The sequence below is a fragment of the Cohnella rhizoplanae genome (assembly GCF_948329515.1).
GTDB lineage: Bacteria > Bacillota > Bacilli > Paenibacillales > Paenibacillaceae > Cohnella > Cohnella rhizoplanae.
Genome location: NZ_CAOJCN010000009.1, coordinates 218,983 through 238,039 on the forward strand (window position 1 = coordinate 218,983; position 19,057 = coordinate 238,039).

At 61.9% G+C, this 19,057-nt stretch carries 7 protein-coding genes; all 7 read right to left on the minus strand.

Annotated features, from left to right (window positions below):
• Positions 1-24: 24 nt before the first annotated feature.
• The 7 genes from PQG80_RS15520 to PQG80_RS15550 all read right to left on the minus strand — a co-directional run bounded on the left by PQG80_RS15520 (position 25) and on the right by PQG80_RS15550 (position 18,955).
• Entirely contained in the window at positions 25-1,782 is a 1,758-nt protein-coding gene (locus tag PQG80_RS15520) for a DUF4091 domain-containing protein (protein WP_271752301.1), read from the minus strand.
• A 99-nt stretch (positions 1,783-1,881) separates the two neighbouring features.
• Entirely contained in the window at positions 1,882-7,971 is a 6,090-nt protein-coding gene (locus tag PQG80_RS15525) for a fibronectin type III domain-containing protein (protein WP_271752302.1), read from the minus strand.
• Between the two features lie 278 nt (positions 7,972-8,249).
• On the minus strand, positions 8,250-14,126 hold the full coding sequence (locus PQG80_RS15530) for an S-layer homology domain-containing protein (protein WP_271752320.1): 5,877 nt from the start codon (positions 14,124-14,126) through the stop codon (positions 8,250-8,252).
• 108 nt (positions 14,127-14,234) lie between these two features.
• Positions 14,235-15,500, minus strand: coding sequence for a Gfo/Idh/MocA family protein (locus tag PQG80_RS15535; protein ID WP_271752303.1), 1,266 nt, complete (start codon positions 15,498-15,500; stop codon positions 14,235-14,237).
• A gap of 41 nt (positions 15,501-15,541) precedes the next feature.
• Positions 15,542-16,414 carry a carbohydrate ABC transporter permease gene (locus PQG80_RS15540; protein WP_271752304.1) on the minus strand — a complete coding sequence of 291 codons (873 nt, stop codon included), beginning with the start codon at positions 16,412-16,414 and terminating at the stop codon, positions 15,542-15,544.
• Positions 16,408-17,316 carry an ABC transporter permease gene (locus tag PQG80_RS15545; protein ID WP_271752305.1) on the minus strand — a complete coding sequence of 303 codons (909 nt, stop codon included), beginning with the start codon at positions 17,314-17,316 and terminating at the stop codon, positions 16,408-16,410. The genes PQG80_RS15540 and PQG80_RS15545 overlap by 7 nt, the downstream gene beginning before the upstream one ends.
• 76 nt (positions 17,317-17,392) lie before the next feature.
• A complete protein-coding gene (locus tag PQG80_RS15550) occupies positions 17,393-18,955 on the minus strand; it encodes an extracellular solute-binding protein (RefSeq protein ID WP_271752306.1) in 1,563 nt (520 codons plus the stop codon).
• Positions 18,956-19,057: the final 102 nt, after the last annotated feature.

A 19,057-nucleotide genomic window follows, 5' to 3' on the forward strand; every position in this document is an offset into this window, starting at 1 on the left:
GCGCTGCCTGCGGCATTGTCGTAGTTATTGGGGTAACCGGCCTGCGGCCATCTCGGCCAGCAGCTCCGACACGATGCCGTCGTAGTCCCGCTCGTCGAGCGAGATCAGCTCCTCGACGCGTCGCCGGGCGTCCCGGTGCAGGTCTGCGGGCGTCTCCCACCGGAGGACGCTCCGCAGCCGCGTCTCCAGACGCTCGGCGTCCCCGCCCTCGCGGACGTATCGCGCGAGGATCTCGTAGTCGCGTATTCCCTTCTGCAGCAGCTTGTACCGCAGGCTCAGCAGCGGACGGCCGTCCCGCCCCGGATAGACGAAGTTCGTGTCGCCCGCCGGGAAAAACGGATTGTGGTACGAGATCTTCCGGAGCGGATCGGTCGGCCATACCGTATAGTTCCAGCGAAGGAAGCCGTCCAGCTTGAGCTGCCAGACGATCCAGGGAATGGCGCGCGCCTCCAGCAGATGCGACGTGATGAACGTGTTCGGATGCTTGACGTCGCAAGCGACGTAATAAAGCGTCCGCCCGTTCTTGCCTTCTCTCATCTCCAGGATCTGCTCGTGCTCTTGTCCCGCGCAGTCCAGGATCGGCACGTGATCCTCGATCCCCTCCTCCGCCATGAACGACGCGTGAGCGATCGCGGCCTTGTAGCGGAAGGCAGGGGCCATCCGGCGCAGGGCGCCGAGCCGCTCGCGAAACAGCGGCAGATCCGACGGTTCGTCGGCCAGCACCCGCACGCGGTCGATCCAGCCCCGCTCGATGAAGTGACGCTCGAGCGCGACGACGTACGCCTCGAATTCGGTGCGCCGGCGGATGAAGCGGTACGTGCCTGCGGCTTCGTCGTAGTACCGGACGCGCACTGCATCCGGATGATCCGGGATGACGCCTCCGTAGCCGGCATCCTCGTACACCCAGATATTGAGCAGGCCGAACACCTCGATCTCGTCCTGGATGCCGTACCGCTCGCACAGCTCCACGTACCGGTCGAGCGCGCGGAAGTCATAGGCCCACGTCCCGTCCGCGCGCCTGGCGACGCCGACGATGCTGTATTCGAACAGATTGGCCGGATCGATCCGGTCGTAGACGGAGGCCTGGCCCGACCACGGGATCTCGGAGACGACCAGCGAGACGGCTTTCTGCCCGAGCGCAGCCAGCGAGGCGACGTAGGGCTCCAGGATCTCGAAGTGCAGGTCGCTCCATAGCGGCGCGTCGTACTTGCGCGCGATGTTGGCGTTGTGCTGCCATAGATCGAGGTAAAACGCATTGTCCGAAGGTGCGCCCAGCGTCACGTCGTGTACGACGAGCTCGAACTTCAAGACGGCCTCTATCCGCTCGTCCTCGAACATCCGGCGGCGATAGACGGTGATCTCCGGATGATAGACGCCCGGCGCGGCATCCGCGCCGATCTCCGCCTCGATCCAGACCGGCTGTACCCGCCGCTTCTCTACGCGGATCGAGGACTGTCGCAGGACGATGTCGGACTTGAGCTGACGGTCGTCGTCCTCGACGAGGCCGACCAGACTCGCGGAGACGCTCCCGTCCGCAAGACCGGGTATCCGGACGCTCGCGCGCAGGACGTCGATCGGACCGCGTTCGTCGAACGCGGCTTCGTCGCCGACGCATACCAGCAGCTCGTCGTCCGCGTAGATGAGAAGCTGCGCCGCCGCCCGGTCGCGCCGTCCGCAAGCCAGGGAGACGGCGCGGTCCGGATCGAACGGCGCGTCCCACTTGTGGAAGACGCCGAATACGTATTTGTAGCTGTCGGGGGCGAGCCCCATCGTGATTTTCATGTTCAGTCATTCCTCCGATACATGCATGCAGACGGCGCGTCGACGCGCCGTCTGCATGTTCTTGTTGTTTAATGAAATATGGTTGCTTCGGACAGCCGGTCAGGCGCCCGCCGGCTCAAGATTGAGCGTGACCTGCTCTTCGCTCTGTTGCATCTCGTCGCCGTATACGGCGCCCGGAATCGACAGTCCGTCCTCGCCCGCCGGCTCCGCCGCCTCGGCCGATGCCGCGTACGAGAGCGCGTCGTTCGTGTTGTACAGGACGAACTTGTCCAGCGTGTACTTGCCCGTGAACCGCTGCGCGCTGAACTTGAACAGATCCAGGCCCTTCACGACGTTGCTCGGATCCATGAACGGAATGCTGGTCACGCGATAAACGCCTGTTGCGGCGTCCAGCGTGCCCCCCGCCGCGATCGACCCGCCGTAAGTCTTGAGCGAATCCGCTTGTATGGTCAGCGTGTAGGTCTTGGCCGTAAAGTTGAAGTCGAAGCGCAGCGTCACCCACTCGTCGGCCGGCTGCTTGTAGACGTTGTAGTCCGTCAGACGGACGAACGTCGGCGTCCCGTTGACGAGCTTTTGATAGCCGAGCCCGCCGTCGGAGAAGCCTACGAACTCGCCGAAAACCTTACCGTTGCCGGCCAGGTCGATCAGGTAGTGGCCGACGTCGCTGTCGATCTTAGAAAACTTTGTGCGAGTCTCCAGCGTGACCAGTCCGCCGATGTTGCTCGTCGTGCGCTGCATGATCGGCGACGAAGCGTAGGCGTCCGTAGACGGGTTGTAATTGTCGATCGCCTGCAGGCCCTTGCCGCCCAGATCCGCCAGCGGTACGGCTTGAACCGAGGTGCCGCCCGTCTTGATGTAGGTCCAGCCTGCGGCGTTCGATACCTCGCCGGTCGGCCAGGCGTCGAACGAATCGTACACCATCTTGCCTGTCGCCGGCAGCGTGACGGTCAGCGTCGGTCCGTCTCCGGATTCTCCGCCGGCCGCATTCTTTGCCTGGACGCTGAACGTGTACGTCGCGCCGGGCGTCAGGTCGGCTACATCTAGCATAGTGCCTGTCACGGTGCCCGCCGGCACGGCGGCCGACGATCCTTCCGCCCGGTACACCGTATAGGAGGCGACTTGACCGGAGCCTGCCGTCGCCGGGCTCCATGTCAGCCGCACCGCGTTCGTGAACGTCAGGTCCGCGCTCAGCGCAGCGGACCCGCTCCAGGTCGGAGCGCCAGCCAGCGTCACGGACAGACTACGAGACTCAGCCGAGGTCTTGTCGCTCTGATCGACGGCACGGATCGAGAACGTATAGGCGGAGCCGACCGTAAGGCCCGTCAGCGTCGCGGTATTCGCGCTCGCGGGTACCGTCGTTTTCAGCGCGCCGTTCTGGTAGATCGCGTAGCTCTTCACCGCCGGATCCGCCGAAGCGTCCCAGGCGAGCGTCGCCGAAGTGTTGGATTGTGACGCGAGACGCAGCTTTGGCGCCGGGAGGCTGTCCTTGATCGATTCCGTCGGATAGACGGCCAGATGATCGAACGAATACTTGCCCGTATACCGCTGGGCGGAGAAGCGGAACATCTCGAAGCCGACGAGCGCTGCGCTCGTGTCCAGGAACGGAATGTCGTCGACCCGGTATACGCCGGCATCGCGATCCAACTGGCCGCCCGGGACGAGAATGCCTTTGTAATCTCTGAGGCCGTCCTCCTGTACGATCAGGTCGTAGGTCTTCGCGCCGAAGTCGATGTCCCAGCGGATCGTCATCCACTGATCCTTGGGCTGCTTGTAGCCTTCCGCCAGGCGGATGTTCGTGGAGACGCCGTTCACCATCTTCTGGAAGCCGATGCCGCCGTCCGAGAAGCCGACGAAGCCGGCGAAAACCTTGCCGTTGCCGCTCAGATCGATCAGATAATTGCCGGCGTCATGGTTCACCTTGGAGAACATCGTCCGCGTCTCGACGGTGAGCTTGCCGCCGGTATTCGAGATGACCTTGCGCATCACCGGAGACGAAGCATACTCGTCGGTGGACGGATAATAGTTGTCGAGCCCGACCAGCGCCTTGCCGCCTTCGGGCAGACTGAAGGTCTGCACCGACGTGCCGCCGGTCCTCGTGAAGGACCAGCCGCTGATATCGGAGACTTCCCCACCGCCCGTCCAGTTGTCGAACGTATCGTATACCGGCAGGACGACGGACGAAGGCAGCGTCGCGGTCACGTCCGGACCGTCGGTCGTGGCGTTGTTCTGATTATCCTTGGCCTCGACCTTGTACGTGTAGGTGCCGCCCGCCTGCGGAGCGGTCACATCGAGCGTCGTGCCCTTCGCCGTGCCCACCGGCAGCAGCGACGAGCCGCTCACGCGATAAATCTGATATTCGCTGACCTGGCCTGCATTATCTACCGCCGGCGTCCAGGACAGACGGACCATCTTGTTGGAAAGGAACCGGGTGTGCAAGGCCGCGTTCCCGCCCCATACCGGCGGCGTCGTATCCGTCATCAGGACGGAGAGCGGCACCGAGCCGGGAGCCCTGAACGAGCGATTGCCGCTCGTATCGACGGCCGTCACGCGGAAGGCGTACGACACGCCGGAGGACAATCCCGTGATCGTGGCCGCGTTCGTGCCGAACGGCACCGTCAGCTTTTTGACGCCGTCCATCTCGATCTCGTATTCCTTGACGGCCGCGTTGTCCGTAGACGGATCCCAGCCGAGCGTGACCTGTCCGTCCGCCTGGGCCACTTCGTGGAGATTGGCAGGCGCGGATGGACGTATCTCGTCGCTGCCGACCTTGACGAGCCCGATCCAGTCCAGGTTCACCCCCCCGAGCGAATGGAACATCGTCAGGTCGACGACGCCCGCGGACAGCTGCACGCCGGTCTTGACGCGAAGTCCGCGCCACTGCTCGGCCGTGGTGCCGTAGCTCTCGGTCTTGGGCAGCTTAAAGTATTTGATCTCGTCGCCAAGCTTCACGTAACGGACCGAATCCGTATCCGCGGTCGTGACGTCCCAGCCTGCCACGTACTTTAAGACGAGGTCGTAGGTTCCGTCCTGCGGCACGTTCAGCTTCCACTTGAGAGACACGCCGAACTGATCCCAGTTGCTGACGCCCTTGCCGTTCGAGAGGAACGGACGGGTATCGTAAACGGTCGGCTGCTTGGTGCCGTTCCATTGCGTGAACGACTCGGCCTCCTGCCATTCGATGCCGAGCGACGTACGCGTCTGTTCGGGGTCCACGTACTGCTGCGTTTGCAGCGGGGCGCCCGATCCGAGATTCTTCAGCTTCAGCACGCCCGTGGCGCCCTTCAGCAGGACGGATGCGTTGGCGTCGATCAGGCCGCTCGCGATCTTGCCGTACTTCTGGAAGGAGAAGCCCGCCGGCGCCCCCAGCACTTCATAGAAACCCTGCGCGTTGGACAACTGTCCCCAGGCGACGCTGTCGCCGTTCACGTCGCGGTAAGCCTGCAGCGTGACCGAACCGGCGACGCCGTCGATCTCGGTCTGCAGCGTGACCGGCGCGAGCGGGCCCGGCATCGGAGCGGCGTTCAGCTTGAACGCGCGCTGACCCTTCTCGATATGCATCGTCAGCTTGTTGCTGGCGAACGACCATTGGACGCCGCGATTGTTAAGGCCGTCGGCTACCGTGCCGCCCGACGGGATCGCGTTGCCGGTGTCCGCGTCGCGTACCGCGGTCAGCCCCGTCGCGGCAAGCGTCACTTGAACGTCTGCCTGTGCGGATACGGACAACTGGTTGCCGCCGTACGAGACGGTTGCGGCCGAATCGCTCTCGATGAGCGTAACGCCGTTTTTGACGAGCTTGGTTCCGACCACGAGCAGCGCCGAATCGCCCTTGACCGCGGCGGCCGCACCTTCGAACTGCACGCCGTCCGCGCCGGTGTCGATCAGCCCGCTGTCGGTTTTGCGGACGTAGACCGTCGTCCCGTCTTCAAAAGCAAGCTTCACGTAGTTCGCGTATTCGGTCGGCGCGACGTTCGCAGGCGTGTCGCCGCGCTTGTACGGCGCGAGCGTCGCGATCATTTTGGCCTGGTTCTCGCGAGGCGTGATGAAGGCCGCGTGAATCTGCGACTTGCCCGCGAAGTTCCCCGTCGGCGGATAGGAAACCCCGTCCGGTCCGAGGTACTGCGTCTCGTAGGTCGTGCGGTAGCTCTGCGCCTCCTGGCCGTAGAACTGCACCTTCAGGTTCGCGTCGCCCTTGGCGATCGTCGCGCCCTTGCCGGCTTGGTCGAGGACCAGATTGTCGTCGGCATGCAGGTTCCATTCGAACTCGGAGCCGCCGTCCTTGGTCGTCGCCAGGTCGTCGATGACGACATAGGCGTCCGGACGCACATAGATAATATGGCGAACGGCCTTGGACAAGCCGCCCTGGTAAGCCGGGGTTGCGTCGCCGCTCGTCGCGTCGAAGTCCGGGCTCGAGACGAAGCCTAGCACTTTGCCGTCGGCCGAGATGTTGTCGTTGGCTTGACCTTTGCGTCCGTCGAACGTGATCGCGTTGGCGGAGTAAGTCTGACGGGTGAAGTTGGAATGATGCTTGCTGCCGTAGAAATCGTAGTAGCCGGCCTTGACGGCCAGAGACTCGCCGAAGGCGTTCACGACAAAGGAATTCTGGTCCGACATCGTGTGGTTGTAAGTGCCGTAAGGACTCGACCGGAAATACAGCGAGGTGCGGTCGGTCTCGTACAGCTCCGAATGCATCGCGACGGCGCCGGTATCCGGGAACCAGATGCCCTTCGGCAGGTCGACCGGCGGCTGGCTGCCTACGTCGTCGGCCCGGTAGAAATAATCCGTCAGGCCGGTCGATTTGGCGCCGATCGCCTCCGCTTCCCATTTCAACCGGGAATCGTCGTAGATCTGGGCCATGCGCGTCAGCAGACTGGTGCTGGCCGCGCCCGGCGTATATTGCGAGTCGTCGCCGAAGACGCCGATCGGACTGCCGTGAGGGAACATATACAGCGGGTACAGGCCCTCGTTGCGCGAGAAGGCTTTGTCGTACAGGTTGATCGCGCCCGAGCTCAGCAGCACGTCCATCAGCTCCTTGTTGGAGCCGGACGACCACTGCCAGTACCCGGTGCCCTGCGACCAGGAGCCGTCTTCGCCGCCCCACGGCGGCAGCACGTTGATGAACAGCGGCACGGACAGCTTGTACCAATTCGTAGCTTCCGGCATGTCGTTCAGCATCGCGGTCGCGATAATGCCGATGTAGCCGACGATCGTCCACCCGTGCGAATCGTACGGGAATTTGTAGAAATTTTGACCCGCCGCGCTGCTGTCCAGGTATTTTTGGACCAGCGTATCGGTGCGGGCCTTGATCATTGTGCGGAGCGCCGTCTTGTCGCCCTCCGTCAGCAGCGGGAAGAGCCAGTCGTACGCGATCGCCGAGCGATAGGCGATGGCGCGGTGCACCTGGTCGTGTATGCGGTAGCTCGTCGCGCCGTTCGGGTCCCAGCTCGCGAGGTTGAGCAGCAGCGTCTTGGCGCGGTTGCCGTAAGTCGTGTTGCCTGTCACGAGGTAAAGGAACGACGCGTTCATCATATCGGTCAACGCCGTTTCGGCGTATCCTTTGAGCACGCCTTGGGCAGCCACGTACGCGTCGCTGTTGGTCGGCACTTCATTGTTCATATAAGGAAAGGTCGGATCGGCAGGCGGCTGATTTCTTTTGGTTAAGCCGTCGTTATACGCGGTCACCGTCTGGTCGAAAACGGTCTTGGAGTTGCCCGTCAGCCGCAGATTGCGGAAGGCGTTCAGCTCGGCCGGCGTCGTCCAAACGCGCGGATGCGCGGTGGAGACCTGGCTCATAAGCGTCTCGACCGAAGGCACGGCGAACGGCACGTTGTCCTGGTCGATGCGGAACTTGCGCGTCGTGCTCCACCCGGACCAGGTGCCGTCCGTCTTGTGATAGCGGACGTGCCAATACCAGGTGCCGGCATCGAAGGTCACGGGAAAGTTGTAGAAGTTGTACGGGATCGCGTTGTTCGTATGCGCGACGGACGCGAACGACGGGTCTTGGGTGACCTGGAGCTCGTACTTGTCCGCTCCGCTCACGAACGGCCAGCTGAAATCCGGGGGATTCTGCGTGGTGACGAGGGAGTCCGCGGGCCTAAACGGCATGTTCGTGCCGCCGAGCACACTCGCAGGCCAGTCGGAATCGGCGGCTTGCGCCTTCGGCGCCGAGCTTGCCGGCCACAGGTTTATCAAGCCAAGCAGCATCGTTAAAGCCAATACAATTGCGGTTTGCTTTTTTAACTTCCCGAACATCGTCACTACACTTCATCCCCTTCGATTCATATGTCGGCGCTTTCCTTGAACTCGCCCGGACAGACGTCGCCGCGGGAGCGACGCCGTTCGGTCGGGATTGCGAAGCGCCCTCGCCTGTATCGGGCGAGAACGCTCCTATGCGTGAGGATCGGCCCTTGACGGAACCGATCAGCGAGCCTTGTTCGAAGTACTTCCGGATAATACGGACGCGATGCCTTCTACAATTGCTTAAAGATGCGGTACAGCATCGCCGCGGTCTCGGCTCTCGTCGCGGCGGAATCCGGCTTCAGCTGTCCGCCGCTGCCCTGGATGATGCCGGCGCCGACCATCGCGCCTACGGCATCCTTCGCATAGCCGGATACGTTGCCGCCGTCCTTGAACGTAGCCAGATCCGCCGGAGCGCCGGTCAATTCAAGCTTGCCGGTCAGCTGCAGCGCTCTCGCGATCAGCACCATCATATCCTCGCGAGAAATCTCTTCTCTTGGATTAAAGTTGGTGCCGTCCACGCCGTTGGCGATGCCCAGCTTTTTCACGACCGCGAGCGTATTGTAGAAATAATCGTTCGGCGAAACGTCCGCAAAGTTGTCGGCGCCGTCCACGTCCGCCTCGATATTCAGCATCCGCACGAGCAGCGTCATGAAGTCCGCGCGCGTAATCGGCTTGGCCGGATCGAATGTCGCTTCGCCAGTACCTTGAATAATGCCTGCGGCTGCGAGCGTGCCGATCGCCTCGTCCGCCCAGCCGAACTTCTCGCCGACGTCCTTAAAGATCGCGGCGCCCGACTGAGGGGCCGGTGTCGGTGTCGGTGTCGGTGTCGGTGTCGGTGTTGGCGTTGGTGTTGGCGTTGGTGTTGGCGTTGGTGTTGGTGTTGGTGTCGGCGTCGACTCCGAACCCGGATCCGGCGATGGATCCGGCCCCTCATCCGGAGACGACGACGGAGCTGGAGACGTCGATGGCTCAGGCGATGTAGATGGTTCAGGCGACGTCGATGGCTCAGGCGACGTCGATGGATCTGGGGACGTCGATGGCTCAGGCGACGTCGATGGTTCAGGCGACGTCGTTGGCTCGGGCTCCACCGTGCCGCCCTCGAACAGGACGCTCAGGCTTCGCGATTCCGGCGATATTTTATCGTTCTGATCTACCGCCCGGATGGCGAAGGCATAAGTCGTGCCGACCGCAAGATCCGTAATCTCCGCCGTGTTCGTACCGGCCGGGATCGTCGTCTTGAACGTGCCGTCCTGATAGATCGCGTATCCCTTCACCGCAGGGTCCGCAGCGCCGTCCCAGGCGAGCGTCGCCGAGTCGTCCGTCTGCGACGTTACGCGCAGCTTCGGCGCAGGCAGGCTCGCCTTGACCGCATCCGTCGGATAAACGGCCAGATAATCGAACGAGTACTTGCCCGTATATCGCTGAGCGGAGAAGCGGAACATCTCGAAGCCCTTGAGCGTCGCGCTTGCGTCCAGGAACGGGATGTCGTCGACGCGGTACACGCCGGTGGCGCGGTCTACCTGACCGCCGGCGACAGGCAAGCCGCCGTAGTTTTTAAGCCCTTCTTCCTGAACGGTCAGATCGTACGTCTTGGCGTCGAAGTCGATGTCCCAGCGGATCGTCATCCACTGATCCTTCGGCTGCTGGTAGCCTTCTGCCAAGCGGACGTTCGTGTTGACGCCATTCACCATCTTCTGGAAGCCGATGCCGCCGTCCGAGAAGCCCACGAAGCCGGCGAAGACCTTGCCGTTGCCGCTGATGTCGATGAGATAATTGCCGACGTCATGGTCCACCTTGGAGAACATCGTGCGCGTCTCTATGGTGAGCTTGCCGCCTCCGGTGTTCGCGATGATCTTCCGCAGGACCGGCGACGAGGCGTACTGGTCCGCATTCGGGAAATAATTATCCAGGGCAACCAAGGCGTTGCCGCCTTCCGGCAGTGGGGCGACGCTCACGGACGTGCCGCCCGTCTTCAAGTTATCCCAGCCCCTGCCGTTCTCGACCTCTGCAACCGGCCAGTTGTCGAACGTATCGTACACCGGTATGCTTACGGATTCGGGCAGCGTGACCGTGACGTCCGGTCCGTCGGTCGTGGCATTATCCTGATTGTCCTTGGCTTCGACCTTGAACGTATAGGTGCCGCCCGCTTGCAGGCCCCCTATGTCGACGGTCGTGCTCTTCGTCGCATACACGGACGTCAGCACCGAGCCATCGACGCGGTACACCTGGTACCCGCTTGTCTTGCCTGCATTGTCGACCGCAGGCTCCCAGGTCAGCCGGACCATGTCGCTAGACAGGAACTGCGTGTGCACGGCCGCAGTCTCGCCCCAAACCGGAGGCGTGGTGTCTTTCTTCAAGACTAGGAGCGGCGCAGTTCCCGGCGCGACATAGGAGCGGTTGCCGCTCGTATCGACGGCGGTGATGCGGAAGGCGTACTCCATGCCCGACGCCAAGCCCTTGATCGTGCCCTTGTTCGTGCCGAACGGCACCGTCAGCTTTTTGACGCCGTCCATCTCGATCTCGTATTCCTTGACGGCCACATTGTCCGTGGACGGCTCCCAGGCGAGGGTAATCTCCCCGTCCGCTTGCGAGTCTTCCTTCAGACCGGTCGGCGCGCTCGGACGGATCTCGTCTTCTCCGACCTTGACGAGGCCGATCCAGTCCAGATTCATCCCGCCCAGCGCGTGGTACATCGTCAGGTCGACGACGCCCGCGGACAGCTGCACGCCGGTCTTGACGCGCAGACCGCGCCATTGCTCGGGCAGCGAGCCGAAGCTCTCGGTTTTCGGAATCTTGAAATAGTCGATTTCGTTGCCGAGCTTCACATACCGGATCGAGCTCGTATCCGGCGTCGTCACGTCCCAGCCCGCCACGTATTTAACGACCAGGTCGTAAACGCCGTCTTCCGGCACGTTGAGCTTCCACTTGAGCGACACGCCGAGCGCGTCCCAGTTGCTCACGCCCTTGCCGCCCGAGAGGAATTTTCGCGTATCGTAAATCGTCGGCTGCTTGGTGCCGTTCCACTGGGTGAACAACTCCGCTTCCTGCCATTCGATGCCGAGCGACTGACGGGCCTGATCCGGATCCGGGTACTGCTCCGCCTGCAGCGGGTCGCCCGAACCAAGGTTTTTCAGCTTCAGCACGCCCGTGGCGCCCTTCAACAACACGGAAGCGTTGGCGTCGATCAGGCCGCTTGAGATCTTGCCGTATTTCTGGAACGAGAACCCTGCCGGCGCCTCGACCACTTCGTAGAAGCCCTGCGCGTTGGAGAGCTGGCCCCACGCTACGCTGTCTCCGTTGACGTCGCGGTAGGCCTGCAGTGTGACCTCTCCTGGAACGCCGTCGATCTCGGTCTGCAGCGTGACCGGCGCGAGCGGACCCGGCATCGTGACGTCGTTCAGCTTGAACGCGCGCTGGCCCTTCTCGACGTGCATCGTGAGCTTGTCGCCTGCGAGGCTCCACTGCACGCCGCGGTTGTCGAGGCCATCCTGAACCGCGCCGCCCGACGGAATCGCGATGCCGGTATCCGCGTCGCTCACCTGGGTCAACCCTGCCGCGGCCAGCTCCACTTGAACGTCTGCCTGCGCGGATACGGACAGCCGATCGCCGCCGTACGAGATCGTAGCCGCCGAATTGCTCTCGATCAGCGTTACGCCATCCTTGACGAGCTGGGTGCCGACGACGAGCAGCGCCGTATCGCCCTTGATCGCTGCGGCCGCGCCGTCGAACTGCACGCCGTCGGCGCCCGTGTCGATCAGACCGCTGTCGGTTTTGCGGACATAGACCGTCGTTCCGTCCTCGAACGCGAGCTTCAGGTAGTCTGCGTACTCCGTCGAGGTAACGTTGGCCGGCGCTGCGCCGCGCTTGTACGGCGCCAGCGTGGCGACCATCTTGGCCTGGTTTTCCCTCGGCGTGATGAAGGCCGCGTGGATCTGCGACTTGCCCGCGAACGAGCCGGTCGGCGGATAAGCCACGCCGTCCAGACCCAGGTACTTGGTCTCGTAGGTCGTGCGGTAGTTCTGCGCTTCTTGACCGTAGAATTGCACCTTCAGGTTGGCGTCGCCCTTGGCGATCGTGGCGCCCGTGCCGCTGGGATCGATCGCGAGATTGTCGTCGGCGTGCAGGTTCCACTCAAATTGGGAGCCGCCGTCCTTGGTCGTCGCCAGGTCGTCGATGACGACATAGACCGACGGACGCACGTAGATGATGTGGCGTACCGCCTTCGACAAGCCGCCCTTGTACGCCGCTGTGGCGTCGCCGCTCGTCGCGTCGAATTCCGGGCTCGTGACGAAGCCGAGAACCTTGCCGTCCGCCGAGATGTCGTCGTTCCCCTGTCCCTTGCGGCCGTCGAACGTAATCGCGTTAGCCGAATTGGTCTGACGGGTGAAGTTGGAGTGATGCTTGCTGCCGTAGAAATCATAGTAGCCGGCCTTGACGGCCAGGGATTCGCCGAACGCGTTCACGACGAAGGAATTCTGATCCGACATCGTGTGGTTGTAGGTGCCGTAAGGACTCGACCGGAAATACAGCGAGGTGCGGTCGGTCTCGTAGAGCTCCGAATGCATGGCGACGGCGCCGGTATCCGGGAACCAGATGCCCTTGGGCAGATCGACCGGCGGCTTGCTCTCCACGTCGTCGGCCCGGTAGAAATAGTCCGTCAGGCCGGTAGACTTGGCGCCGATCGCCTCCGCTTCCCATTTAAGCCGCGAATCGTCGTAAACCTCGGCAAGCCGCGTTAGCAGGCTGGTGCTCGGCGCGCCGGGCGTATACTGGGAGTCGTCGCCGAAGACGCCGATCGGACTGCCGTGCGGGAACATATACAGCGGGTACAGGCCCTCGTTGCGCGAGAAGGCTTTTTTGTACAGATCGATCGCGCCGGAGCTCAGCAGCACGTCCATCAGCTCCTTGTTGGAGCCGGACGACCATTGCCAATACCCCGTGCCCTGCGACCAGGAGCCGTCTTCGCCGCCCCACGGCGGGAGCACGTTGATGAACAGCGGCACGGACAGCTTGTACCAATCGGAGGCTTCCGGAATTTCGTTCAGCATCGCGGTCGCGATGATCCCGATATAGCCGACGATCGTCCATCCGTGAGAGTCGTAAGGGAACTTATAGAAGCCTTGGTTGCTCAGGTAGTTCTGGACAAGCGTCTCGGTACGGGCCTTGATCATATTGCGGACCGACGTCTTGTCGCTCTCCGTCAGCAGCGGGAAGAGCCAGTCGTACGCGATCGCCGAGCGATACGCGATAGAGCGGTGGACCTGGTCGTGAATCCGGTAGCTCGTGGCGCCGTTCGGATTCCAGGTCGCGAGATTCAGCAGCAGCGCCTTGGCGCGGTTGCCGTAAGCGGCGTTACCCGTTACCAGGTAGAGGAACGCGGCGTTCTGCATATCGTTTACCGCGTTCTCCGAATAGTTTTTGAGCACCAACTGCGCAGCCACATAGACGTCGCTGTTCGTCGGCACCTCGTTGTTCATGTAGGGAAAGGTCGGCTCGGCAGGCAGCGGCTTGCTCGCGCTGGCGTTATACGCGGTCACTGTCTGGTCGAACACCGTCTTGGAGTTGCCCGTCAGCCGAAGGTCCCGGAAGGCGGCGAGCTCCGCCGGCGTCGTCCAGATGCGCGGATGCGCAGTGGAGACGTTGCTGATGAGCGTATCGACCGCAGGTACGGCGAACGGCACATTGTCCTCGTCGATCCGGAACTTGCGCGTCGTGCTCCAGTCGGACCAGGTGCCGTCCGCCTTGTGGTAGCGGACATGCCAGTACCAGGTGCCGTCGTCGAAGGTGACCGGGAAGTTGTAAAAGTTGACCGAAATAGCGTCATTCTCGTGCTCGACCGCCGAGAATGAGGAGTTGCGGCTGACCTCGAGCTCGTACTTGTCCGCTCCGGTCACGTACGGCCAGCTGAAGTCGGGCGGGTTCTGCGTCGTGACGAGGGAGTCCGTCGGCCGGAACGGCATGTTCGTGCCGCCCAGCACATTGGCCGGCCAACCGGCGTCGGCTGCCGCTGCCTGCGGCATCGAGCTTGCGGGCCACAGATTCAATAAACCGAGCAGCATCGTTAAAGCTAATACAAGAGCGGTTTGCTTTTTTAACTTCCCGTACATCGTCACTACACTTCATCCCTTTCGATCCCGTGTTGGACTTCCACATACTGTAAGCGTTTTCTTTATATCGCAACGAATGGGCGCCCTAATAGAGCGCGCCATTCGGTATTACAAGACCGACGCCATCAGAGCCCGGATCGGGACCGCCTGCCGCTCCAGCCTGGACTTCTCGGCCGCGAACGCCATCATGTGGCTCTGGACCGAGACGGCGGCCGAGGACAAGCTGTCCCCGCTCCCCTCTCCTCGCACGAGCCTGGCGAAGTCGCGCATGATGCCCCGGTCCCCGCCGCCGTGGTTCAGCCCGGTGGATTCGAGATCGATCGTCTCCACGCGACCCGTCTTGAAGTCGGAGATCTCGATGGTATTTTTGGCCATATGCGCCCGCAGTTGCCCGCGCGTCCCCATGATCTTGAGCGTGCGACCTCCGTCCGTCGTGAAGGCGGTCATCGTGAACGTCGCCGTGACGCCGTTCGCGAACTCCATCGCGACCACCTGATGATCGACGACGTCGTTGTCGCAGCGGTATACGCATCTTCCGTAAGGTCCGGTACGCAGCGCCTCCAGCACCCCCTCCGTGCTCGTGTCGTGACTGATCGCACCGCGAAGAATCCGCTCCGAGACCTTATCCACGTTGTTCAGGTAGATATCCGGCGCGTAGTAAGGGCACTCGTCGCTCACCGGGCACCCGTCCAGACATCGGTAGGGGGCGCCGACCGGGGCGTTCTCCTCCCGGAAATGGCGCAATCCGCCATAGGACGACAGGCTGGCGCAGTCCGCGCCGGCCAGCCAGACCAGAATGTCGAGATCGTGGCAGCTCTTGGCCAAGATCATCGGATTGGACTCGTCGGCTCTCCGCCAGTTGCCTCGTACGAAGCTGTGCGCCTGATGCCAGTAGCCGACGTTCTCGATCAGGTCGATCGTCACCGGATCGCCGATCCGGCCTTCGCCGAGCAGCCGCTTGATGGTCGAAAAGAAAGGCGTGTAGCGGAGGACATGACAGATGGCGAACACCTGGCCCGTGCGTTCGGCGTATTCGCCTAACCTTACGCATTCGCCGGGATCGTTCGACATCGGTTTTTCCAGCAATACGTGATAGCCGAGCTCGAGAGCCTTGACGGCCGGCTCGTAGTGCATGCGGTCTTGCGTGCAGATGAGGACGGCGTCCGAGACGCGCGGCCCGGCGAGCAGCGCCTCCCAGCTGTCGAAGCGCATCGACGCGTCGATCCCGTGAAGGTCGGCGAAGGCTTCGCGCCTGGTCGCGTCGGGCTCCGCGACGGCTGCGATGCGCAGCTCGCCGGGATAATCGAGCGCGTACTGGGCGTACTCTCGGCCTCTCCCTCCGGCGCCGAGGACGGCGGCCGTGATGGTTTTCATGTTGTCCGGCTCCTTTAGCGTATGGAGAATGGGCGATCGGATCAGCCCTTGACGGAGCCGATCATGGCGCCTTGCTCAAAGTGCTTCTGAATGAACGGATAGATGATCAGGATCGGCAAGCAGCCGAGCAGGATGACCCCGTATTTCAACGATTCGAGAATGACCTTTTGTCCGTCCTTGGTCGTCGCCTCAAGCACGTCGCCAGCCTGGCCGACGACGACCAGATTGCGGATTACGAGCTGCAGCGGGAACAGGTTCGGCTCGCGGAGCAGCAGCAGCGCAGCTTGAAAGTCGTTCCAGATCGCGACGGTGTAGAACATGCCGATCGTCAGCAGCACCGGCTTGGACAGCGGCATCACGATGCGCGTGAGCACCGTGAAGTCCGACAGGCCGTCGATACGTCCCGACTCCTCGACCTCGACAGGCAACCCGGAGAAAAACGTCCGCATGACGATAAGCCAGACGGTAACGATCGCGTTGGGCAGCACCATCGCCCAGATCGTGTCTATGAGTCCGTAGGAGCGCGCGACCAGGTAGAACGGAATCATGCCCCCGTGAAACATCATCGTGAACACGATGTACAGCATGATCGGCTTGTAGAAAACGAGGCCCCGGCGCGAGAGCGCATAGGCGCTAGTAATCGTCAGAGCCATCGATATAAAGAGGCCCAGTATGACATAGCCGATCGTATTGCGGTAGCCGATCCACAGCCGCTTGTCTTCGAACACAGCCTGCAGGGCGTTGAACTGCAGCCCCTTCGGGAAAAAGCTGATCTCGTTGCGGACGACGTGTTCCGGCGTGCTGATCGCGACGGAAGCCATATGCAGAAACGGGAATACCATGGTGATCGCGACCAGCAGCAGCAGCACGAAATTGACGACGTCGAATGCGCCGATTTTCCCTTTCCTTACCATAGACTGGTCTCCCCCACTTTGCGGCTGGTGACATTCGTAAGATAGACGAGCAGGAAGGTGACGACGCCCAGGGACAAATTAATCGCCGTCGCATAGCTCATGCTGCCCCCGAGAATGCCGATCCGGTAGACGTAGGTCGAGAGGATGTCCGCGGTGTCCATATTGCCCGCGTTGCCGATCAAAAACGCCTTGTCGAACGGAATATTGATAATGCCGCTGATGCTCATGATGAACATGATGACGATGGCCGGGACGATACCGGGGAGCGTCACGTGGAGCGTCTGCTTCCAACGGTTCGCGCCATCCATCCTCGCCGCCTCGTACAGCTGGGGATCGATGGCCGCCAGCGCCGCGAGGAAGATGATCGTGCCGTAGCCGGTCGACTGCCAGATGTCCGACGCGATATAGATCGTCCGGAACCATTCGGGCCGCTGCAGGAAGTTGATCGGCTCGTAGCCGAGAGACTGAATGGCTTTGTTGATCCACCCGGTGCTCGGAGACAGCAGCATGATCATGATGCTGGACAAGACGACGCTGGAAAGGAAGAACGGTAGATAACTGACGGACTGCACGAACCGCCTGAACTTCTTCCAACGCATCTCGTAGAACAAAATCGCCAGCACGATCGGCGCCGGGAAGCCGAAAATAAACTTATATAAACCCAACAAGAGCGTATTGCGGACAATCAGCCAGGCGTCGGGGTTGCTGAAAAACATCCGGTAATGCTTGAGCCCGACCCATGGGCTATGCCATATGCCCTTGAACAGGTTGTAGTCCATGAAAGAGACTACGATCCCGAACATCGGGATGTAGTGGAACAAAAGATAGTAAAGCAGCGCGGGTAACAAAAGCAGCAAATAGACTTTATTTCGCTTGATGCGGTAAAAAACCGATTGCTTCATGACGCTACTCCTTTCCGGAAAAGCACGGGGCCGTGCACTGCTGTCAACGCACGGCCCCGCGGCTTGCTATCGTTGCTTACTTCGTATTGGCGAGCTGACGATCGAGCGCCGTCTGATACGTCGTGCGGACCTTCTCGAGATCATGCTTGCCGAGCTCCTTGAGGAAGGCGTCCCACTCGCTCATCGGACGGTCGCCGTTGATGAACTTCGTGACTTCGCCCGTCCAGAACTTCCACAGCTGGTCATTCGACGTCGAGAGCGCGGCCGCTTCGTCGGCGGTCAGGTTCGGACGGCTGTAGGCGACGGGGAACCGGTACTTCGGCGCCTCGACGTAAGCGTATTGCTCTTCCGGCTTGACCAGCGAGAGCCAGGCGTTGAAGTCGAACCAGCCGTAGGTCGCGGCGGTCTGGATGCCGGAGAGTACGCGCAGGTCGTTCGCTTCTTTGTAGTTGTCGTTGAACTTGCGCTTGCCGTCAACGACCGTGTACGTCTCGCCTTCCTTGCCCCAGCTTTGGATGTCCTTGCCCTTCTCGGAGAAGATGTAGTCCAGATAGCGGAAGGCCGCGTCCTTGTTCTTGGACGTGGAGGCGACGGCCAGTCCGTAGCCCTCTTGGCCGCCCTTCGGCAGGTAAGGCTTGTCGCCGGCGCCGATCGGAGGCGCCATGAACTGCAGGTGGCCATCGGTCAGCTGGCTGTTCATGATCTCGATCTGACCGATGAACTGTACGGTGACGAATGCCTTGTTGGTCGACATGAACTGCGTCCAAGCTTTGTAATCCATCGTCAGCCAGTCCGGCGGGATGAGCTTTTCCTTGACGAATTTGTTGAGCCATTCGACCATCGTCTTGGCGTTCGGGTCTTCGAGACCGAACTTCATCTTGGTCGGATCGGCCGGATCCTGATAGAACTCCGGATAGACATCGAAGGACGGACCGAACGTATCGAGCGTGCTCAGGCCGTGGCGGAACAGGAACGGATAGCTGTCCGGATAGATTTCCTTGAGCTTCTTGGATACCGTGTACAGCTCATCCCAGGTCTTCGGCGGCTGCAGGTTGTTCTTCTGGAAAATGTCGTCGCGGTAGAACCAGACCATCTGGCTGCCTTCGCCCGCTCCGTCGTTGAAGATGCTGTAGATCTCGCCGTTCGGCGACACCGCGCGGGACAGAACGTCCGGGTGGCTGTCGAGGAATGCCTTGACGTTAGGCATCTGGTCCATATGCTTGGACAGATCCTCGAAGGCGCCTTGGGAACCGAACTTCGCCACATCGTTCGGGAAGACGGACAGGACGTCCGGCATGTCCCCGGAGGAGACGGCCAGCGCGAGCGATTCCGGACCGGTCGCGAGCACCTGCTCGACGTCGATGTTGGTCTCTTCCTTAACCCACTTCCATACGCCCCAATCCGCCTTGGGCGGCCACGCCGTGTTGTTTTCCGTAAAGATCCGGATCTTGGCCGGTTCCGGCAGCGCGGCGGACGCGCTCGCCGATCCGCTTGCCGTCGCACTGGCAGTGGAGCTTGCTCCCGCAGAGCTCGCGGAGCTCGCGGCTGGTTCATTGTTATTGTTGCCGCAAGCGCTTGCGGTCAGCGCGACTGCGATGGCCGCAGCCGCCCATTTCCAATTAGAATTTAACGCTTTCATTTCGACACCCTTCCTTTTTCGAATGTAGTCAGCAGGCTGCCTTGCGCGTTTCGTCTCTTGCCTTCGAACCGCCGCGGCGACGCCCCGGCCGTCCTTCGGCTT